We start from the raw sequence: 20,874 nt of genomic DNA, 5'->3' as shown, positions 1-20,874 counted from the left end.
CTGGCAGGGCGTGCCGCGCGCCACCGTCCGCACCGGGGCGCCGGCCTCGGTCCACGCCACCCGCGGCACGGCCCCGGGCCCGGCCCGCTCCGCCGTCCTGGACTCCGACACCCCCGCCTTCGGCATATCCGCTTGAGTTCATCCGCGGCGGGTCACCGGACCGACGGGGACCGCCTGAACGGGAGATCGGGGGTGCCACTCGTGCGGATCGGACTGCTCACGGAAGGTGGTTATCCGTATGCCACCGGAGAGGCCAGGCTGTGGTGCGACCGGCTCGTGCGCGGGCTCCCGCAGCACGAGTTCGAGCTGTACGCGCTGAGCCGCAGCGCCGGGCAGGAGCGCACCCGGGTCCCGCTGCCCGACCACGTCACCCGGGTCCGCACGGCCCCCCTGTGGGCCCCGGCGGACGACGGCCGGACGTACTCCCGGCGCGAGCGGCGCCGGTTCGCCGGAGCCTTCCGCGAGCTGGTCCACGGAACCTGCGCCGGGGAGGCCCGGCCCTTCGCGGCCGGGCTGTACGGGCTGGCCGAACTCGCCCGCGAACAGGGCGGACTGTACGCGGCCCTGCGCTCGGAGTCCGCGGTGCGGGCCGTGGAGTCCGCCTGCCGGGCGACGGGCGCCCACCGTGCCGTGCAGGCCGCCCAGGTACCCGACCTGCTGGAGTTCGTGGACGAACTGGAGCGCGTGCTCCGCCCGCTGTCCCTCGACTGGTACGGGGAGTCCGGGCTCGGCGGGGTCGACATCAGCCACGCGGCGGCGGGCGGAGTGGCCGCGCTCCCCGGACTGCTGGCCAAACGCTTCTTCGGAGTCCCGCTGCTGGTCACCGAGTACGGGGTGCAGCTGCGGGCCCACTACCTCGGCCAGGGCCCCGACTCCCGGCCCGCCGTCAGGGCGCTGCTCGCCGCCTTCCACGTCCGGCTGGCCGGCGAGATCTACGACCGGGCCGACCTGCTCACCCCCGGGAACGCGCACGCCCGGCGCTGGCAGGAGCGCTGCGGGGCGGCGCGCGACAAGCTGCGGACGGTCTACCCGGGCATGGAGGCGGACCGATTCGCCACCGTCGGGGAGACCGCGGACTGCGGGGACCCCCACACGCTGGTGTGGGTGGGCCGGATCGAGCCCGCCAAGGACCTCATCGCCCTGCTGCACGCCTTCGCCGAGGTGCGCCGGGCCGAACCCCGGGCCCGCCTGCGGATCTTCGCGACGGCCGTGGCCCCCCAGTACCTCGCCGACTGCCGGTCGCTGGCCGCCCAGCTGTTCCCCGACGAGGCCGTCGACGCCGTGACCGCGGGCGAGAACCCCGTCACCTTCGAGGAGGTCGGCGGCCCCGACACCCCCTCGACGGCCGAGGCCTACGGCTCCGGACGCGTCGTCGTGCTGTCCTCCGTGATCGAGGGCTTCCCGATCACCCTGGCCGAGGCGATGTTCTGCGCGCGGGCCACCGTCTCCACCGACGTCGGCGCGGTCCAGGAGGTCATCGGCGGCACCGGCCTCGTCGTCCCGCCCCGCAACCCGCGGGCCCTCGCCGACGCCTGCCTCTCCCTGCTGCGGGACCCCGAGCGGGCCCAGCGGCTCGGCTCGGCGGCCCGCGCGCGGGCCCTGGAACTGTTCACCGTCGAGCAGAACGTCGCCGCCTTCCAGGAGGTCTACCTGCGCCTGCTCGCCCGCGGCTCCGCCCGCCCGGACGGCGAGATCCCCTTCGCACAGCCCCCGGAGGCCCGGGTCCCCGGCCACTGGACCACCCCCACCTGGGCCCCCGTGCCGGAGGCGACCGCATGACCACCCTGGACGAACGCGCGGCCGCGGCCGCGGGCCCGGACCCGCGCCCGGCCGGGGACCACGGGCCGGTGACGGGGCCGGCCGCGGTGGCCGGGCCGGATGCCGCCGTGGGTCTGGATGCCGCCGTGGGTCCGGGGCCCGTGCCGGAGGGGCTGTTCGTGCCGCGTCCGGAGGCTGTGTCCGTGGCGGACGGGCTGTTCGTGCCGGGTGTCGAAGCGGTGGCCGTGCCGGGCGGGCTGTTCGTGCCGGGTCCGGAGGCGGTGGCCGCCCAGGCGCCCGCACCGCGCCCGGTCCGGGCGGCACCCGTCGCCGCCCCCGTGCGGCGGTCCGGCGGGGATCCCGTCAAGGCGCTCCTGCACCGCCACCGGGACCTGTGCGACCGGGCCGTCGACCCGCTGGAGATCGCCGCCGGGCTGGAGGCCCACGGCATCACCGACCGGACCGCCGCCCGGTTCCGCCACCGGGACATCTTCTCGCTCGCCGAGGAGCTGTACGCCCGTACCCCCCGCGGCGAGGCCGCCGGACCCGCCGCCGACCCCGCCGCCGGACCGCTCCCGGCCGGCGCCGCCACCGGTCCCCGGGCCCTGCGCGGCTTCGGCTTCGCGCTGCTGCCCGGGGCGCTCGCCCTCGGCGCGGCCGGCGCCGGGCAGCCCTGGGCGGGAGCCGCCGCGGCGGCCGCCGCCGTCGCCGCCCTGGTGTGGCCCGGGCGGGCCGCCGGCCGCTTCCCCTTCACCGCGCACCTGCTGGCCGCGGCCGCCGTCGGCTGGGCCGCGTACCGCCACGGCCCGGCCCTGGCCGTCGCCCTCGCGGTGGCCGTGGCCCCCGGACACCTGGTCGCGGCAGCGTTCGCCGCGCGGGCCCGGTCCCGGCTGGCCGGGAGCCGCGGCCTGGGGGAGTTCGCCGACCGGGCCCGGCCGCTGCTCGCCGGGGGCGTGGCGGTGTTCACCGCGGCCGCCGCCGGGGCCGCCGCGCTCGCCGGGGCCTCCCTGGCCGCGGCCGTGCCGCTCGCGGTGCTGCTGTTCCTGGTCCGGCTGCTGCTGCGGCACGGCGCCGGCCGGCGGCCGGTCGCCGCCGCCCTGGCGCTCGCCCTGGTCCCGGTCCCGGCCGCGGCGCTCGCCGCCGCGGCGGGGCTCCTCGTACACGCCTTCCTCACCCTGTCCCGCGCGTCCGCACATGCGCGGCCCTGAACCCCGTCCCCGTGACGGACCCCGCTCTTCGGAGCCGACGCCGAAGCGCGTACCCCTGTCCCCGCCCCATCCACCCACCCGCAAGGAGACACAGGACATGACCGGCCAGCCAACCAACCAAGGGGCCACGCGATGAGGGTGCTGCTGATCGGAGCCAACGGATACCTCGGCCGCTACGTCGCCGACCGGCTGCTCGCCGACCCGGCCGTCCAGCTCACCGCGCTCGGCCGCGGCGACGACGCCGACGTCCGCTTCGACCTCGCCACCGGCAGCCCCGGTGCGCTCACCCGCTTCCTCGACGCCGTCCACCCGGGCGTCGTCGTCAACTGCGCCGGAGCCACCCGCGGCGGAGCCCGCGAACTCACCCGGCACAACACCGTCGCCGTCGCCACCATCTGCGAGTCCCTGCGCCGCAGCGGCTGCGGCGCCCGCCTGGTCCAGCTCGGCTGCGCCGCCGAGTACGGGCCCAGCCAGCCCGGATCGTCCACGGCCGAGGACGCCGTGCCGAGACCCGGCGGACCGTACGGAGTCAGCAAGCTGGCCGCCACCGAGCTGGTGCTCGGCTCCGGACTGGACGCCGTCGTCCTGCGGGTGTTCTCGCCCGTCGGCCCCGGCACCCCGGCCGGCTCCCCGCTCGGCCGCCTCGCCGAGGCCATGCGCCGCGCGATGCAGTCCGGGGACGGCGAGCTCAAGCTCAGCGGGCTCGGCGTGCAGCGCGACTTCGTGGACGTACGGGACGTGGCGCGCGCCGTGCACGCCGCCTCCCTCTCCGCCGCCCAGGGCGTCGTCAACATCGGCACCGGCCGCGCGGTCCGGCTGCGCGACGCGGCCGCCGTCCTGGCCCGGGTCGCCGGGTACGGGGGCGCCCTGCACGAGCTGGACGTCCCTCACGGCGGACCGCAGGCGCACGCCCACCCCGGCCGCCCGGCCGGCCTCGCCGCCATCGGATCCCCCCGCTCCGAGGCGACGGCCGAACAGCTCGCCGCGCAGGCGCCCCAGCCGTACCCGTACCCGGACGGCTGCGGGGCCTGGCAGCAGGCCGACGTGCGCACGGCCCGCGACCGGCTCGGCTGGCGGCCGCGGATCAACCTGGAGGAATCCCTCGCGGACATCTGGATGGAGGCGGCGTGCCGCATCTGACCACGCCGCCGGGGGCCGCACTGGCCGAGGGGACCGAGGCCGGCCGCCTGGGCCTCGGCATCCCCGGCTACGCGCACCCCCTCCTGGCGCCGGCCGAATGGGCCGAGCTGACCCGCCCCGGCACCCCACTGCACTGGGCGGTGCTCAACGTCGCGGACGGTCCCGGCGGACGCCCCGACCCGCACTGCACCGAGGCCGCCGTCAAACTCCGCCGCTCGGGCGGCACGGTCCTCGGGCATCTCGCGATGCGGGACGGGGAGCGGTCCTTCGGGGAGCTGGTCTCCGATGCCCACCGCTTCCGGGACTGGTACGGGGTGGGCGGCTTCTACCTGGCGCAGGCCCCGGCAGGACCGGCCGAACTGGCCGCGGTGCGCCGGGTGTCGGACGCCCTGCGCGGTCTCGGCGAGGAGGTGCTGATCGTGCTCGGACAGGGCACGCACCCGTACGAGGGCTACGTGGAAGCCGCCGACCAGCTGGTCACCTTCTCCGGGGCCTGGGCCGACTACCGGTGGTCCCAGGTCGCGGAGTGGACCGCCGACCACCCGCCGGAGCGGTTCTGCCACCTCGTCCACGGGGTGCCCCGCACGCACCTGGAGGAGGCGACGCGGATCGCCCGCTGGCAGGGCGCGGCGACCGTCTGGTTCACGGACCGGCGCGGCACTCCGGCCCGGGATCCGTGGGCCTCGATGCCCGGGTACTGGGACGAAATCGTCTCGCGGATCGGACCGGGTGTCTCGGAATGAAGGAGGGCGTGGCAGTGTTACGGGAAGAACCACCGTTCAGACGTTCACATCTACGGAGTCCCCGTGTCGCTGCCACCCCTGGTAGAGCCAGCTGCTGAGCTCACCGTTGACGAGGTCCGTCGGTACTCCCGCCACCTGATCATCCCGGATGTCGGGATGGACGGCCAGAAGCGCCTGAAGAACGCCAAGGTGCTGGCCGTGGGCGCGGGCGGCCTCGGCTCGCCCGCCCTCATGTACCTGGCCGCGGCCGGCGTCGGCACGCTGGGCATCGTGGAGTTCGACGAGGTCGACGAGTCGAACCTGCAGCGCCAGATCATCCACAGCCAGGCGGACATCGGCCGTTCCAAGGCCCAGTCGGCCCGCGACAGCGTACTCGGCATCAACCCGTACGTGAACGTGGTCCTCCACGAAGAGCGGCTCGAAGCCGAGAACGTGATGGAGATCTTCAGCCAGTACGACCTCATCGTCGACGGCACGGACAACTTCGCCACGCGCTACCTGGTCAACGACGCCTGCGTGCTGCTGAACAAGCCGTACGTGTGGGGCTCGATCTACCGCTTCGACGGCCAGGCCTCGGTCTTCTGGTCCGAGCACGGCCCGTGTTACCGCTGCCTCTACCCCGAGCCGCCCCCGCCGGGCATGGTCCCGAGCTGCGCCGAGGGCGGCGTACTGGGCGTGCTCTGCGCGTCCATCGGGTCCATCCAGGTCACCGAGGCCATCAAGGTCCTCACGGGTGTCGGCGAACCGCTGGTCGGCCGTCTGATGATCTACGACGCCCTGGAGATGCAGTACCGCCAGGTCAAGGTCCGCAAGGACCCCGACTGCGCGGTCTGCGGTCCGAACGCGACCGTCACCGAGCTCATCGACTACGAGGCCTTCTGCGGCGTCGTGTCGGAGGAGGCCCAGGAGGCGGCCCTCGGCTCGACGATCACTCCCAAGCAGCTCAAGGAGTGGATCGACAGCGAGGAGCCGATCGAGATCATCGACGTCCGCGAGGTCAACGAGTACGAGATCGTCTCGATCCCCGGCGCGAAGCTGATCCCCAAGGGCGAGTTCCTGATGGGCACCGCCCTCCAGGACCTGCCGCAGGACAAGCGCATCGTCTTGCACTGCAAGACGGGTGTCCGCAGTGCGGAAGTCCTCGCGGTCCTGAAGTCCGCGGGCTTCTCGGACGCGGTGCACGTTGGCGGCGGCGTCATCGGCTGGGTCCACCAGATCGAGCCGGACAAGCCGGTCTACTAGACCCGCCCGCACCCGGTGATCCGCAGGGGCCGTACCGCGCTCGAAGCGCCGTACGGCCCCTGCGGCGTTTCCGGACCGGTCAGCCGCTCTGCGGCTGCTGCGGGGCGACGGGCGTTCCCGTGGGGTCCGGGGCCGCGGTGCACACGGTGCCGGCCGGCGGGGGCTTCCCGTCCAGCAGGTACGTGTTCGCGGCCTGCTGGACGCACTTGTCGCCGCTGTTGTAGGCGCCGTGCCCCTCGCCCTCGTACGTGAGCTCCACGCCGACGCCGGGGCCGAGGCGCTCCACCATCTTGCGGGCGCCCTCGTACGGGGTGGCCGGGTCGCCGGTGTTGCCGATCACGAGGATCGGGGCGGATCCCGGGGCGGACACGTCCGGGGTCTCCCAGGCGCCCGCGACGGGCCAGTCGGTGCAGCCCATCATGGCCCAGCCGAGGAAGTCCCCGAAGACGGGCGACGCCTCGCGGAACGCCGGCAGCTTGGCCTTGGTCTGCGCCAGGGTGTAGCGCTCCTTGGAGTCCGCGCAGTTGATCGCGGTGTTCGCGGCGCCGATGTTGCTGTAATGGCCTTGCTGATCACGGCCGTTGAGCGCGTCCGAGAGGGCCATCAGCAGCTGGCCCTGCCCGCCGCCCGCCTCGTCCAGACCCTGTTCCAGCAGGGGCCACAGCTCCTTCGAGTACAGGGCCTGGGCGATGCCGTTCGTCGCGGCGCTCTCGGTGAGCATCCGGTCGCCGATGCCCGCGATGGGCTTCGCGGCCAGGTCCTTCTGGAGCTTGATGACGCCTTGCTCGATCTCCTTGGCGGTGCTGCCCTGGAGCTGGCAGGCGTCGCCGCGGTCCACGCAGTCCTGCGCGAAGTTGCCGAGGGCCAGCTGGAAGCCCTCGGCCTGTCCCAGGGCCCCTTCCTCCGAGGTCTTGGTCGGGTCCACGACGGCGTCGAAGACGGCCCGGCCGACGTTCTTGGGGAAGAGGTGGGCGTAGACCCCGCCGAGTTCGGTGCCGTAGGAGATGCCGAAGTAGTTCAGCTTCTCGTCGCCGAGGGCCTGGCGGATGCGGTCCAGGTCGCGGGCGGCGTTGGAGGTGCCGACGTGCGGGAGGACCTTCGTGGAGTTCGTCTCGCAGGCCTGCTGGTACTTCCTGATGTTGTCGACGAACGCCTTCTCCTGCTCCGGGGTGGCCGGGGAGGAGTCCTGGGCGTAGTACGCGTCCAGCTGCTTGTCGTCCTCGCAGCGGACGGGGGCGCTGCGGCCCACCCCGCGGGGGTCGAAGCTCACCAGGTCGTACCGGGCGCGCAGGGCCTCGTACTCCTTGGCGGCGCCCGGGAGGGTGGTGAGGCCGGAGCCACCGGGGCCGCCGAAGTTGAAGACGAGGGAGCCGAGGCGGTTGTCCTGGTCGCGGGCCTTCGCGCGGATGAGGGCGAGCGGGATCGTCTCGCCCTCGGGCTTGGCGTAGTCCAGCGGGACGTCGAGGGTGGCGCACTGCCAGTCCTTGCCCGGGGCCGGCCCGCCGCCCTCGGCGGGTGTCGGGGCCTCGCACTCGCCCCACTTGAGGGGCTCGGCCCCCTTGGCGCCGCCGGCCTTCTTTTTCTCCTCGTCGCCACTGTCGGAACAGGCACTGGTGGTGAGCAGCGCGGCGGCGAGGGCGGCGGCAGCGGTGGCCCGCAAGGCGTTTCTCGACATGCGCCCATCCTGTGCGCGCTTCGCCCGGCGCGCCCCCGCGCTGACCCGAACGGGGGTTGCGCGGGCCGGGCGCGGGTCAGGGCGCGAGGAGCACCTGCCGGGCGGCGGCCCGGCCCGTCGCCACGCAGGCGGCCACGCCCACGCCCTCGTACGCCGCCCCGCACAGCGCCAGTCCGGGCAGCCCGGAGGCCGCCTCGCGGATGCGGGCGACGCGGTCGCGGTGGCCGACGCCGTACTGGGGCAGGCCGCGGTCCCAGCGGGTCACCCGGGCGGCCAGGGGCTCGCCCATCGGGCCGACGGCGTGGTGGAGTCGGAAGTCCATCGACATCAGGAGGTCCAGCTTCCCCTCGACGTCCTCGTCCCGGTACGCCACGTCCTTCGGGGTGCAGCGCGGGCCGTCCTCGGGGAGGTTGGAGTGCGTGCCGAGGAGGTGCTTGAGGAAGTACTCGTTCCCCTTGGAGCTGGAGCCGAGCAGGTTGGCCCGCCACACGTTCAGCACGCGCGGCCAGTTGTGCGGCGCGTCCGGGTCCTCGCCGGCGAAGCCGAGTCCGCCGCGCCGGCGCTGGCCTGCCTGCTGTACTTCGCGGGGACGGTCCCGTACGTGAAGACGATGATCCGGGAGCGGAACTCGCGGGCCTACCACCGTGGTTCGGCCGCCTACCACGCCGTCGCCCTGGCGGTGGCCGCCTGCCTCTCGCCGTGGCTGGCCCTTCCCTTCGCCGCCTACCTCGCCCGCGCCGCCGCCTCCTGGCCTTGCCCCTCACCTTCTGACCCCCGGGCCAACCCCCGGGGCTCCGCCCCGACCCCCGCGCCTCAAACGCCGGCGGGGCTGGATACGGCCCCCGCCGCTGCCAAGGCCCGAGCGGACGGTGCCAATTTCAGCCCCGCCGGCGTTTGAGGCGCGGCGCGCAGCGCCGTAGGGGGTCCGGGGCCGAGCCCTGATGGGTCCGGGGCCGGGCCCCGGGAGGGGGAGCGGGGGCCGGCCCCGGGAGGGGCGGGCCCCCGGATACCGGTGCCCCGGCCGGGACGCTAGATGGCTTCCTTGCGCGTCAAGAAGTTGAACGAGATCCACCCCGGCAGCACCGGCAACCAGAACGTCACCAGCCGGAACAGCAGCACCGCCGAGATCGCCACTTCCTTCTCCAGCCCGGCCGCGACCAGGCCCAGCGTCAGCGTGGCCTCCACCGCGCCCATGCCGCCCGGCGTCGGCGCCGCCGACCCCAGCGCGTTGCCCGCGAGGAACACCACCGCGATGCTCGCGTAGCTGATGGCCTCGCCGCCCCCGAACGCCCGGATCGACGCGTCCAGGCACATCACGAAGCAGCCCGTCAGCAGCAGCATCCCGCCGATGCCCGTCACCAGCTTCTGCGGCCGCTGGAGCACGTCCAGCATGCGCGGCACCACGCCCGCGAACAGCGCCCGTACCCGCGTCACCACGAACTTCCGCATGAACGGGACCGCCGTCACCACCAGCACCAGCACCGCCACCGTCAGCAGACCCGCGATCACCGTCCGGGACGGGGTCATCTGCGGGGTCTTCTCGGTGCCGGTCAGGTAGCCGAACGACAGCAGCAGCAGGATGTGGCTGGCCAGCCCGAACAGCTGCGAGGCCCCGACGCTCGCGACCGCGAGCCCCGGCCGGACCCCCGCCCGCTGGAGGAACCGGGTGTTCAGCGCGACACCGCCGACCGCCGCCGGAGCCACCAGCTTCACGAACGACCCGGCCACCTGCGCCACGACCGTCCGCAGGAACGGCACCCGCTCGGGTACGAAGCCCAGCAGGCTCATCGACGCCGCGAAGTAGCTCAGCGCCGAGAAGGCGAGGGCCGCCCCGACCCAGCCCCACTGGGCCTCCCCGACGGTCTCCGCGAGAGGGACGTGCGCCAGCTGCGTCAGCAGGAAGTACGCACCGAACGCGCCCGCGATGAACGACACCAGCGTGCGCGGCCGGATCCGTTCCAGCCGGGCCGGCTCCACGGGGGCCTGCGGGCGGATCAGCAGCACCTGCTGGCGGATCTGGCTCAGCAGGTCCTCCTCCCGGGCCCCGTCCAGCGCGTCGTCCAGCGCCCGCTTCTCGGCCTTCCGGTCGGCGGAGGCGGACGTCGCCGCCGCTGCCGCCGCGTCCGCCTCGCGCGCCGCCTTCGCCGCCCGCGAGGACTCCAGTACGGCCTCCCGCTCCCGGTCCGCCCGCTCCCGCGCCAGCTTGCGCAGCGTGGCCCGGGTGGAGCGGCTCAGCGCGATCGGCTGGAGCAGCGGCAGGCAGTCCGCCACCGCGTCCGGGCCGAGCACCGACACCGCCGACGCCACCGACCGCTCCGCGCCGACCCGCAGGCCGAGCGTGGTCAGCAGCTGTGCGATGTCCATCCGGAGCACCAGGTCACCGGCGGCGATCTCACCGCCGCGCAGGTCGGTGAGGATGACGTTGCCGGAACGATCCACCACCAGGGCGTCACCGGTGAGCCGCCGGTGCGCGATCCGCCGCGACTGCAGGGCCCGTACCTGCTCCCAGGCATTGCGGCTCAGTTCGTCGGTGATCTCCTCGTCGGGGATGGAGTCCAGGGTCCGGCCGCCCAGGTGCTCGTACACGAGGATCACGGCGTCCGGGCCCAGCTCGGAGGTGGCGATCAGCTTCTGCGCGTTCGCCCCGGCCGCGATGGCCGCGTACGCGAGCAGCGCCTCCTGCTCCAGCGCCTGCCGCAGGGACTGCAGGCTGCGCCGCTGGGTGATGCCGCGCAGGGTGAGCCGGCGCCAGACCCGGTAGAAGAAGCCCTGGGCCTGCTGCTCGCGGTCGACGACGGTGACGTCGAGGGGCGGGCCGTCCTCCAGGGTGACGTGATAGCGCCGGCCCCGGTCGCTGACCTCGCTCGCCTCGGCCCCGTCGCCCTGTTCCGCGCGCATCGCGCTGACCGGGCGGAACCCGACCCGGCGCAGTCCCGCGAGGAGGGTCTGCCCGGTGGGCCGGACGTTGGGCGAGCCGACCGCGTACAGGGTTCCGTACGCGACGCTCCAGCCGAGCAGCACCGTAAGGATGATCGAGAAGGCGGTGGTGTAGCCGCTGACCAGCATCGTGAACGCGTCGAGCAGCAGGACCACCCACAGCGCCACCCGCCAGCGCGGTCTGCGCGTCATCCCGACGGCGGTCATGTACGCGATCACCGGCGCGAGGTAGCCGTGCACCGGATCGGTGAGGGCCCCGCCGGCCCCGGCGGGGCGGGTCAGGGCCTCCTGGATGGTGCCGGGGGCGGCCTGGGAGACCCACAGGTCGGTGGCGAGCGTCACCCCGTGCGCGAGGACGGCGGCGAGCACGCCGTCGGCGATGCGCAGCCCGTCGCGCTTGATAAGCCGCTCGATGGCGAAGGCCACCGGGAGCAGGAGCACGGCGATGCTGGACACCAGGGCGGCGACCTTGATCAGCAGGTCAGGGGCGGCGCCCGTGCCCTCCTTGATGTCGGCCTGGAGGCCGGCGGTCGTGCCGTGGGCGAAGGCGGCGATGCCGAGCACGACGGCGATGCCGAGGATGCCGACGAGGAGCCGTACGAGGTCGGAGGGGCGGTGCACGCGGGCCGCGAGCAGCGGTTCGTCGACCTCGACCCGGTCGGCCTCCGTCGGCGCGTGGCCGTGCGGGCCCTCGGGCTCGTCGCCGGGGGCTCCGGCGCCGGGGCCTTCGGGGTCTTCGGGGTCGCCGTCGCGGCCCTGCGGTCCGTCGGTCTCGCGGTCGCCGTTCGGACGCCGGTGGTCCGGCTTCCAGCGGTCCGGGCGCGGTCGGTCCGGGCGCGGGGCGGGGCCGTCGTCCGGGCGTGCGCCATCGTCTGGATCCGCGCCGTCCGGAGGGCTCACACCCTGCTCCTTCGTCGTCACTTCCGTCTCTTCTTGATCACGTATCACCAGTCACCGCCCGGAAGATGGTGGCACGGACCGACGGGAGCGCGGGGCATCAGGGTGCGCGCCGGTGCGGAACACAATCTTCCGCGAATGGGCGGCCGGCGTACTGCACCATGGGCCGAATGAGCGAGGAGCTGCCCGCGTACGCGGAGCGCGTGCTGGAGGTGGCCGAGCGGATTCCGCCCGGCCGGGTGATGACGTACGGGGACGTCGCCGAGTGGCTCGGCGAGGGCGGTCCGCGCCAAGTCGGGCGCGTCATGGCCCTGTACGGGGGAGCCGTGCCCTGGTGGCGCGTGGTGCGGGCGGACGGCGTACCGCTCCCCGGAAGCGAGCTGCGCGCCCTGGAGCACTACCGGGCCGAGGCCACGCCGCTGCGCCGGACGGCCGGCGGCGGGCCCCGGCTGGACATGCGCCGGGCGCGCTGGGACGGGAGCCCGGACCCCGGACGGGACGACAAGCGCGACGAGGCTCACACCTGACAGCTTCGGCCATGCGCGGCCCGGACGGGCGGTCGAGCGCGCGTGCGAAGGCCCGTACGGGGGACGCGGAGGAACTGCGCGGGGGCGCGCGGTTGACGTAGCGTTGCCCCTTCGGCCCCGGCCGGAGCCGTCGCGGCGAACGTCGCGGCAGCCGCCGCCGGGGCCCCCGCGGTACCCCCCGCGACCCCGCCGCACCGCGCGGACCGCCCGCCCGCGGCGGGCACCGCGGCCCCCGTACCACCCGCAGACCCACCAGGACCGGCAGCTCACGTGATCACCTCTTCCTCCGACCGCACCGCACGGCGGCGCACGCGGACCCCCGACGCGTACCGCCTCGTGCGCACCGGGCCGGAACGGGTGGATCCCCCTGTTCTGGACGCAGCGCAGCGCGCGGTGGTTGACCACGCGGGCGGACCACTGCTGGTCCTGGCCGGACCGGGCACGGGCAAGACCACCACGCTGGTGGAGTCGGTCGCCGCCCGCGTGGAGGCGGGCACCGACCCGGCCCGCGTCCTGATCCTCACCTTCAGCCGCAAGGCCGCCGTCGAACTCCGCGACCGGGCCGCCCTGCGGCTCGGCGGCGCACGGGCGCCGCAGGCCACCACCTTCCACTCCTTCTGCTACGGCCTGGTCCGCGCCCACCAGGACACCGACCTCTTCGCCGACCCGCTGCGGCTGCTGTCCGGCCCCGAGCAGGACGTGATGGTCCGCACCCTGCTGGAGGGCCAGCGCCGGATCCGGTCCATCCGCTGGCCCGACGACCTGCGGGCCGCGCTGACCACGCGCGGCTTCGCCGACGAGGTCCGCGCGGTGCTGGCCCGCGCCCGCGAGCTGGGCCTGGGCCCGGCCGCCCTCGACTCCTTCGCGACCCGGACCGGGCGCCCCGACTGGAAGGCGGCGGCGGCGTTCCTCTCCGAGTACCTGGACGTCCTGGACATGCAGGGCACGCTGGACTACGCGGAACTCCTCCACCGCGCGGTCCTTCTCGCGGAACGCACCCCGTCGCTCGCCTCCGCGTACGACGTGATCCTTGTGGACGAGTACCAGGACACGGACGCCTCCCAGCTGCGCCTGCTGCGGGCGCTGACCGGCCCCGGCGGCACGCTGATCGCCTTCGGCGACCCCGACCAGTCGATCTACGCCTTCCGCGGTGCCGACATCAACAACGTCCTCGACTTCGAGTCGGCCTTCCCGGGCGCGGCGGTCCGCGCGCTGACGGTGGGCCGCCGCTCGGGCTCGGCCCTGCTGGCCGCCACCCGCCTGCTCACCACCCGCATGCCGGTGCCGCGGCTGCCGTCCGCCGCCGTACGGGCCCACCGCGCGCTCCAGCCCGTACGGGAGGGCGGCCGGGTCGAGGTGTACACGTACCCCACCGCCGGGGCGGAGCTCGACAACATCGCCGACATCCTGCGCCGGGCCCACCTGGAGGACGGGGTGCCGTGGCAGGACATGGCCGTCCTGGTCCGCTCCGGCGGCCGCACCCTCCCGGCGATGCGGAGGGCCCTGAACACGGCGGGGGTCCCGACCGAGACGGACGCCTCGGGCTCCCCGCTGCGGCACGAACCGGCGGTCGCCCCGCTCCTGACGGCCCTGCGCACCGCGGCCACGAACGCCGGCCCGCACCTCCTCCCGCCCCCCCGCGCACCGGAACCGGACCGGGACCCGGCCCCGGACCCGGGCGCCGCAGCCGCCGAAGGGTCCGCCTGCGGCGCCGGGCTGCCCGGGCCCGGCTCCGCGGCGCCCGCCGCGGGCGAGGCCCCGGACCACGCCCTCGCCGGCACCGAGCCGTCCGAGCCCACCGCCGGTGACCCCGCAGAGCCCGCCGCAGGCGATGCGGCAGGCGATGCGGCAGGCGAGGGGTGGGTCGGCGTCGAGGCGGCCCTCGCGCTGCTCGCCTCGCCGCTCGGCGGGATGGACGCCGCCGACCTGCGCCGCCTCGGCCGGGCCCTGCGCGACGAGGAGCGCGCCGCGGGCGTCAAGGTGCCCGCGCCCTCCGACGTCCTGCTCGCCCGCGCGCTGGCCGAGCCCGAGCGGCTCACCGCACACGACCCCGCCTACGCCCGCGGCGCCCAGCGCCTCGGCCTGCTCCTGCGCAAGGCCCGCGAGCTCCTCCAGGGCGGCGGCACCGCAGAGGAGGCCCTCTGGGCCCTCTGGGACGGCACCCCCTGGCCGCAGCGCCTGGAGCGGAGCGCCCGCCGCGGCGGCGCCGCCGGCCGCAACGCCGACCGCGACCTCGACGCCGTTTGCGCCCTCTTCGACACCGCGGCCCGCGCCGAGGAACGCACCGGCGGCAGCGGCGCCCTCAACTTCCTCGAACAGCTCGAAGCCGAGGACATCGCCGCCGACACCCTCACCGGCCGCGCGGTCCGCTCCGACGCCGTCCGGCTGATGACCGCCCACCGCTCCAAGGGCCTGGAGTGGTCCCTCGTCGTCGTCGCCGGCGTCCAGGAGGGCCTGTGGCCCGACCTGCGCCGCCGCGGCTCCCTGCTGGAGGCCGACCGCATCGGGCGCGACGGCCTCGCCGAGCCCCTCACCCCCGGCGCCCTGCTCGCCGAGGAGCGCCGCCTCTTCTACGTGGCGGCCACCCGGGCCCGCGAGCGCCTCGTCGTCACCGCCGTCAAGGCCCCCGCCGAGGACGGCGACCAGCCCTCCCGCTTCCTCACCGAGCTCGGCGTACCGCCCAAGGACGTCACCGGCCGCCCCCGACGGCCCCTCGCCGTCCCGGCGCTCGTCGCCGAGCTCCGCGCCACCACCGTCGACCCCGAGGCCTCGCCCGCCCTGCGCGACGCGGCCGCCCGCCGCCTCGCCCGGCTCGCCGCGCTCACCGATGACGAGGACCGCCCGCTGGTCCCCGCCGCGCACCCGCAGCGCTGGTGGGGCCTGTACGAGCCCACCCGCAGCGCCGTCCCGCTGCGCGACCGGGACCGGCCCGTCGCCCTGTCCGGCAGCGCCCTGGAGCAGCTCGCCACCACGTGCTCCCTGCAGTGGTTCCTCGGCCGCGAGGTCAAGGCCGACGCCCCCTCCACGGCCGCCCAGGGCTTCGGCAACGTCGTCCACGTACTCGCCGACGAGGTGGCCTCCGGCCGCACCCCCGCCGACCTCGCCGTCCTCATGGAACGCCTCGACTCCGTCTGGGACGCCCTCGCCTTCGACGCCCCGTGGAAGTCGGCCCAGGAGAAGGAGAACGCCCGCGCCGCCCTGGAGCGCTTCCTGCGCTGGCACACCACAGACCGGGGCGGCCGGGAGGCCGTCGCCACGGAGCACGAGTTCGACGTCACCCTCGACGCCGGCGAGTACGCCGTCCGCATCCGGGGATCCATGGACCGCGTCGAGGCGGACCCGCAGGGGCGCGCGTACGTCGTCGACTTCAAGACCGGCAAGGCGTCGCCCACCAAGGACGAGGTCGCCCGCCACCCCCAGCTCGCCGTCTACCAGCTCGCCGTCCGCGAGGGAGCCGTCGACGAGGCCTTCGACGGCCTGCGCCCGGCCCCCGGCGGCGCCGAACTGGTCCAGCTCCGCCAGGGCGCGGCCGTACGGGACGGCGGCGACGCCGTGCCCAGGATCCAGGCGCAGCAGCCGCTCGACGGGGAATGGGTCGGCGACCTGCTGGCCACCGCCGCCGGACGGGTCCTGGACGAACGCTTCGCACCCGCCGTCGGCCGCCACTGCGACCACTGCTCCTTCCGCAGCTCGTGCAGCGCACGCCCGGAAGGCCGCCAGACGGTCGAGTGATGCCGTACGACCCCGGGCGGGGCCCTCGCCCGGGGGCCGGTCGGCGGGGAGTGTCAGCGCGGGCGGCTAGCCTTTTCACGTGTCCGCGCGCAGTGCCGTCCTCGCCGACCCCGAGCAGCTCAAGGAGCTCCTCGGCATCCCCTTCACGCCCGAACAGCTGGCGTGCGTCACCGCGCCGCCCGCCCCCCAGGTGATCGTCGCGGGCGCCGGCTCAGGCAAGACCACCGTCATGGCCGCCCGCGTGGTCTGGCTGGTGGGCACCGGGGCGGTCGCGCCCGAGCAGGTCCTCGGTCTGACGTTCACCAACAAGGCCGCCGGCGAGCTGGCCGAGCGCGTGCGCAAGGCCCTCGCGCGGGCCGGCGTCACCGACCCGGACCCCTCCCCGGCCGACGCCGACGCGGCCGGCGGCGAGCCGCGCATCTCCACGTACCACGCCTTCGCCGGCCAGCTGCTGAAGGACCACGGCCTGCGCATCGGCCTGGAGCCCAGCTCCCGCCTGCTCGCCGACGCCACCCGCTTCCAGCTCGCCGCGAAGGTGCTCCGCGAGGCCCCCGGCCCGTACCCCTCGCTGACCAGGTCCGTCCCCGACCTGGTCAGCGACCTGCTCGCGCTCGACGCCGAGCTCTCCGAGCACCTGGTCGAGCCGCCCGAGCTGCGCGCCTGGGACACCGCCCTGCTGGACACCCTGGCAGGCACGAAGCTCAGCAACGAAGACCTGCGCAAGGTGCCGGAGGCCGTGCGCGGCCGCCTCGAACTGCTGGAGCTCGTCTCCCGCTACCGCACCGCGAAGCGCTCCCGCGACCTCTTCGACTTCAGCGACCAGATAGCCCTCTCCGCACGGCTCGCCACCACCCGCCCCGAGGTGGGCGCGCTGCTGCGCGAGGAGTTCCGGGTGGTCCTGCTCGACGAGTACCAGGACACCTCCGTCGCGCAGCGGCTGCTGCTGTCCGGCCTCTTCGGCGCGGGCAGCGGGCACGCCGTGACCGCCGTCGGCGACCCCTGCCAGGCGATCTACGGCTGGCGCGGCGCCTCCGTGGCCAACCTCGACGACTTTCCCGAGCACTTCCCGCACGCAAGCGGAAGTCCCGCCACCCGGTTCTCGCTCAGTGAGAACCGGCGCAGCGGCGGCCGCCTGCTGGAGCTGGCCAACGACCTCGCCGCCCCGCTGCGCGCCATGCACGAGGGCGTCGAGGCACTGCGCCCGGCGCCGGGCGCGGAGCGCGACGGCATCGTCCGCTGCGCCCTGCTGCCGACGCACGCCGAAGAGCTGGAGTGGCTCGCCGACTCCGTCGCCCACCTGGTCCGCACCGGGACGGAGCCGCGGGAGATCGCCGTGCTGTGCCGCTCCGCCGGGGACTTCGCGCGCATCCAGGCCGTCCTGGTGGACCGGGACGTCCCCGTCGAGGTCGTCGGCCTCTCCGGACTCCTGCACCTGCCCGAGGTCGCCGACCTGGTCGCCGTCTGCGAGGTCCTCCAGGACCCCGGCGCCAACGCCTCCCTGGTCCGCCTCCTCATCGGCCCGCGCTGGCGGATCGGCCCGCGCGACCTGGCCCTGCTGGGCCGCCGGGCGCGGCTGCTGGTCGGCCGGACGTCCGGCGGACCGGACACGGACGCCGACGAGCGGCTCGCGGCCGCCGTCGAGGGCGTGGACCCCGCGGAGATCGTGTCGCTGGCCGACGCCCTCGAGACGTTCCTCGACGGTGCCGGGCAGGCCCCCGACGACCTGCCCTTCTCGGCGGAGGCCCGGGTCCGCTTCGCGCACCTCGCCCAGGAGCTGCGCGACCTGCGGCGCTCTCTCGCGGACCCGCTGATGGACGTACTGCACCGGGTGCTGACGGCGACCGGCCTGGAGGTCGAGCTGTCCGCGTCCCCGCACGCGCTGGCCGCCCGCCGACGCGAGACCCTGTCGAACTTCATGGACGTCGCCGCCGGCTTCGCCGCCCTGGATGGTGAGGCCTCGCTGCTCGCCTTCCTGGCCTTCCTGCGGACGGCCGCCCAGTACGAGAAGGGCCTGGACCACGCGCTGCCGGGCGGCGAGAACACGGTGAAGGTCCTGACGGCCCACAAGTCCAAGGGGCTGGAGTGGGACGTGGTGGTCGTCCCCGACCTGTGCGCGGGCTCCTTCCCCAAGGAGAAGCCGCCGGAGTCCTGGACCTCGTACGCCAAGGTGCTCCCGTACGCGCTGCGCGGAGACGCCCCCACCCTGCCGGGGGACCCGCCCTGGACCTCGGCCGGGCTGAAGTCGTTCAAGGCCGCCCTGAAGGAACACAAGGCCGTGGAGGAGCTCCGCCTCGGCTACGTGACCTTCACCCGCCCGCGCTCCCTCCTGCTGGCCTCCGGCCACTGGTGGGGCCCGACCCAGAAGAAGCGGCGCGGGCCGTCCGAGTTCCTGACCACGCTGTACGGGCACTGCGCCGCCGGGTTCGGGGAGATCGACGCCTGGGCCCCCGAGCCCGACGCCGACGCGCAGAACCCGGCGCTGGCCGACGAGGCCGAGGCGGACCACTCCTGGCCGCTCCCGCTGGACCGGGACTCCCTGCGGCTGCGCCGCGCGGCGGCGGCCGTGGTGGAGTCCTACCTGGCGGCCCCGCCGCCGGAGCCCGCCGGGGACGAGCCGTACCTGTGGCCGCCGGACTGCGAGGACCCCTCCCACGACGACGCCCCCTGGCCGGACACCGACCCGTACGCCCCCGAGGACCCCGCCCCGGCCGGTCCGTCCGCGCGCCCGCACCCGGAGGCCGACGACCCCTGGGCCGACGACCCCTGGGCCGCCCGGCCGGGGCCCACGGCGACCCCCGCGCCCCCGCCCGCCGCCGGGCCGGCCGGAGCGCGCCCGACTCCGGAGGATGCCCGCGCCATCGCCTCCTGGGACCGGGACCTCGACGCGCTGGAGGGCGAGCTCCGCCGTGCCCGTGCGGCCGTCCGGGACGTCGAGCTGCCCGCCGCGCTGTCCGCCAGCCAGCTGCTCCGGCTCGCGGCCGACGCGCAGGGCTTCGCCCGCGACCTCGCCCGCCCCATGCCCAAGCCGCCGCAGCCCGCCGCCCGCCTGGGCACCCGGTTCCACGCCTGGGTGGAGTCCCGGTTCGACGAGCTGCCCCTCCCGATGCTCGACGTCCTCGACCCCGCCACCGAGCTGCCCGGCTCCGACCAGGAGATCGCCGACGAGGCCGACCTCGCCTCCCTCAAGGCCGCCTTCGAGCGCAGCCCGTACGCCGACCGGCCCCCGCACCGCATGGAGGCCCCGGTCCAGATCACCCTGGCCGGCCGCGTCATCCGGGGCCGGATCGACGCCGTCTACAGGAACCCCGACGGCTCGTACGAGATCGTCGACTGGAAGACCGGCCGCACCACCGAGGCCGATCCGCTCCAGCTCGCCGTCTACCGCCTCGCCTGGGCGGAAGCCACCAGCACCCCCCTCGACCGGGTCGCCGCCGTCTTCCTCCACGTCCGCAGCGGCCGCGTGATCCGGCCCCGCGACCTCCCCGACCGGCCCCGCCTTGAGCGGATCCTCCAAGGCGAATCGGGCACGGACGGTGACCACCGGACGGACGGCTAGGCTCGTGGGCATGAGCGACAGCCCGCCGGACAGCGTCGTCCGCACGTACATCGAGACCCACCGCGCCGCCTTCCTCGACGACCTCGCCGAGTGGCTCCGCATCCCCTCCGTCTCGGCGCAGCCCGAGCACGCGGGCGACGTACGCCGCAGCGCCGAATGGCTCGCCGCGAAGCTCAAGGAGACCGGCTTCCCCGTCGCCGAGGTCTGGGAGACCCCGGGCGCCCCGGCCGTCTTCGCGCACTGGCCGAGCGAGGACCCGGACGCCCCGACCGTCCTCGTGTACGGGCACCACGACGTGCAGCCCGCGGCCCGCGCCGACGGCTGGCACACCGACCCGTTCGACCCGGTGGTCAAGGACGGCCGGATGTACGGGCGCGGCGCGGCCGACGACAAGGGGCAGGTGTTCTTCCACACCCTCGGCGTACGGGCCCACCTGGCCGCCACCGGCGCCGCCGCCCCCGCCGTGCACCTCAAGCTGATCGTGGAGGGCGAGGAGGAGTCCGGCTCCGTCCACTTCCGCGAGCTGGTCGAGGCCCGCGCCGCCGAACTCGCCGCCGACGTCGTGATCGTCTCCGACACCGGCATGTGGTCCGAGACGACCCCCACCGTCTGCACCGGCATGCGCGGCGTCGCCGACTGCGAGATCGACTTCCAGGGCCCGGACCAGGACATCCACTCCGGGGCCTTCGGCGGGGCCGTGCCCAACCCGGCCGCCGTCGCCGCCCGCGTCGTCGCCGCGCTGCACGACGAGGACGGCCGGGTCACCCTCCCCGGCTTCTACGACGGCATCGCCGAGCTGACCGAAGCGGAGCGCGAGCTGATCGCGGAGCTGCCCTTCGACGAGTCCGAGTGGCTGCGCACGGCCAAGTCGCACGCGGCCGCCGGCGAGGCCGGCTACTCCACCCTGGAACGGGTCTGGGCCCGCCCGACCGCCGAGGTCAACGGCATCGGCGGCGGCTACCAGGGCCCCGGCGGCAAGACGATCGTGCCCGCCTCCGCCCACCTGAAGCTGTCGTTCCGCCTGGTGTCCGGGCAGGACCCGTACGAGGTCGAGACGACCTTCGAGCGCTGGCTCGAGGAGCGGGTCCCGGCCGGGATCCGCTACTCCGTCACCTTCGGCGCCCCCACCCGCCCGTGCCTGACCCCGCTGGACCACCCGGCGCTGCGGTCGGTCGTACGGGCCATGGGCCGCGCCTTCGGCCAGAAGGTCCGCTTCACCCGCGAGGGCGGCTCCGGGCCCGCCGCGGACCTCCAGGACGTCCTGGGCGCCCCGGTCCTCTTCCTCGGCATCTCGGTGCCCTCGGACGGCTGGCACTCCCCGAACGAGAAGGTCGAGCTGGACCTCCTCCTCAAGGGCGTGGAGACCACCGCCTACCTCTGGGCCGACCTGGCCGCCACCCACCGCACACCCGCCTGAGGCCCGCGGTCCGGCGCCGGCACACCTGCCGCCCGGAGCACC

Annotated in this window: 12 protein-coding genes and 1 pseudogene; 10 read left to right on the top strand and 3 right to left on the bottom strand. The window is 75.3% G+C overall.

Annotated elements, in window-relative coordinates; translation table 11 throughout:
• Nucleotides 1-201: 201 nt before the first annotated feature.
• From OTB16_RS02670 to moeZ, 5 genes are all read left to right on the top strand, one after another.
• Nucleotides 202-1,779, top strand: a complete 1,578-nt coding sequence (locus OTB16_RS02670) for a DUF3492 domain-containing protein (protein ID WP_267718391.1) — start codon at nt 202-204, stop codon at nt 1,777-1,779.
• Complete coding sequence (locus OTB16_RS02665; RefSeq protein WP_267718096.1) at nt 1,776-2,966, top strand: hypothetical protein; 1,191 nt, start codon at nt 1,776-1,778, stop codon at nt 2,964-2,966. Before OTB16_RS02670 ends, OTB16_RS02665 begins: the two co-directional genes overlap by 4 nt.
• Nucleotides 2,967-3,098: 132 nt before the next feature.
• Nucleotides 3,099-4,106, top strand: coding sequence for an NAD-dependent epimerase/dehydratase (locus tag OTB16_RS02660; protein ID WP_267718094.1), 1,008 nt, complete (start codon nt 3,099-3,101; stop codon nt 4,104-4,106).
• A complete protein-coding gene (locus OTB16_RS02655) occupies nt 4,094-4,849 on the top strand; it encodes a spherulation-specific family 4 protein (protein ID WP_267718092.1) in 756 nt (251 codons plus the stop codon). Before OTB16_RS02660 ends, OTB16_RS02655 begins: the two co-directional genes overlap by 13 nt.
• Nucleotides 4,850-4,912: 63 nt before the next feature.
• Nucleotides 4,913-6,091 carry an adenylyltransferase/sulfurtransferase MoeZ gene (moeZ, locus tag OTB16_RS02650; protein ID WP_267718090.1) on the top strand — a complete coding sequence of 393 codons (1,179 nt, stop codon included), beginning with the start codon at nt 4,913-4,915 and terminating at the stop codon, nt 6,089-6,091.
• Between the two features lie 79 nt (nt 6,092-6,170).
• On the opposite strand, the gene OTB16_RS02645 is transcribed toward moeZ, so the two are convergent.
• Entirely contained in the window at nt 6,171-7,766 is a 1,596-nt protein-coding gene (locus OTB16_RS02645) for an alpha/beta hydrolase (RefSeq protein ID WP_267718088.1), read from the bottom strand.
• A 307-nt stretch (nt 7,767-8,073) separates the two neighbouring features.
• Nucleotides 8,074-8,325: pseudogene (locus OTB16_RS02635) on the bottom strand (molybdopterin dinucleotide binding domain-containing protein); the annotation flags it as partial.
• Here OTB16_RS02635 and OTB16_RS02630 point away from each other — a divergent pair.
• On the top strand, nt 8,278-8,664 hold the full coding sequence (locus OTB16_RS02630) for a hypothetical protein (RefSeq protein WP_267718412.1): 387 nt from the start codon (nt 8,278-8,280) through the stop codon (nt 8,662-8,664). The pseudogene OTB16_RS02635 and the gene OTB16_RS02630 overlap by 48 nt on opposite strands.
• A 131-nt stretch (nt 8,665-8,795) precedes the next feature.
• On the opposite strand, the gene OTB16_RS02625 is transcribed toward OTB16_RS02630, so the two are convergent.
• Nucleotides 8,796-11,603 carry a flippase-like domain-containing protein gene (locus OTB16_RS02625; protein WP_420717594.1) on the bottom strand — a complete coding sequence of 936 codons (2,808 nt, stop codon included), beginning with the start codon at nt 11,601-11,603 and terminating at the stop codon, nt 8,796-8,798.
• Between the two features lie 158 nt (nt 11,604-11,761).
• Between OTB16_RS02625 and OTB16_RS02620 the strand changes: the two genes are divergently transcribed.
• The 4 genes from OTB16_RS02620 (at nt 11,762) to OTB16_RS02605 (ending at nt 20,832) form a co-directional block, all read left to right on the top strand.
• Nucleotides 11,762-12,127 carry an MGMT family protein gene (locus OTB16_RS02620; protein WP_267718084.1) on the top strand — a complete coding sequence of 122 codons (366 nt, stop codon included), beginning with the start codon at nt 11,762-11,764 and terminating at the stop codon, nt 12,125-12,127.
• A gap of 270 nt (nt 12,128-12,397) precedes the next feature.
• Nucleotides 12,398-15,859: an ATP-dependent helicase gene (locus OTB16_RS02615; RefSeq protein WP_267718082.1), complete on the top strand. Its 3,462-nt coding sequence runs from the start codon at nt 12,398-12,400 to the stop codon at nt 15,857-15,859.
• 79 nt (nt 15,860-15,938) lie between these two features.
• Nucleotides 15,939-19,415: a UvrD-helicase domain-containing protein gene (locus OTB16_RS02610; RefSeq protein ID WP_267718080.1), complete on the top strand. Its 3,477-nt coding sequence runs from the start codon at nt 15,939-15,941 to the stop codon at nt 19,413-19,415.
• 10 nt (nt 19,416-19,425) lie between these two features.
• Nucleotides 19,426-20,832 (top strand): dipeptidase, encoded by a 1,407-nt coding sequence (locus OTB16_RS02605; protein ID WP_267718078.1) that lies wholly within the window; start codon nt 19,426-19,428, stop codon nt 20,830-20,832.
• Nucleotides 20,833-20,874 lie beyond the last annotated feature (42 nt).

This window comes from Streptomyces antarcticus, from assembly GCF_026627255.1.
GTDB lineage: Bacteria > Actinomycetota > Actinomycetes > Streptomycetales > Streptomycetaceae > Streptomyces > Streptomyces antarcticus.
The sequence above is the reverse complement of the archived record's forward strand: the minus strand, read 5'-3'. Positions and strand labels throughout refer to the sequence as shown.

What these genes read in the sequence shown, in the direction of transcription:
- OTB16_RS02620 (WP_267718084.1), top strand. Translation starts at nt 11,762, where the DNA reads ATGGGCCGAATGAGCGAGGAGCTGCCCGCGTACGCGGAGCGCGTGCTG.
- OTB16_RS02645 (WP_267718088.1), bottom strand. Translation starts at nt 7,766, where the DNA reads ATGTCGAGAAACGCCTTGCGGGCCACCGCTGCCGCCGCCCTCGCCGCC.
- OTB16_RS02665 (WP_267718096.1), top strand. Translation starts at nt 1,776, where the DNA reads ATGACCACCCTGGACGAACGCGCGGCCGCGGCCGCGGGCCCGGACCCG.
- OTB16_RS02605 (WP_267718078.1), top strand. Translation starts at nt 19,426, where the DNA reads ATGAGCGACAGCCCGCCGGACAGCGTCGTCCGCACGTACATCGAGACC.
- OTB16_RS02660 (WP_267718094.1), top strand. Translation starts at nt 3,099, where the DNA reads ATGAGGGTGCTGCTGATCGGAGCCAACGGATACCTCGGCCGCTACGTC.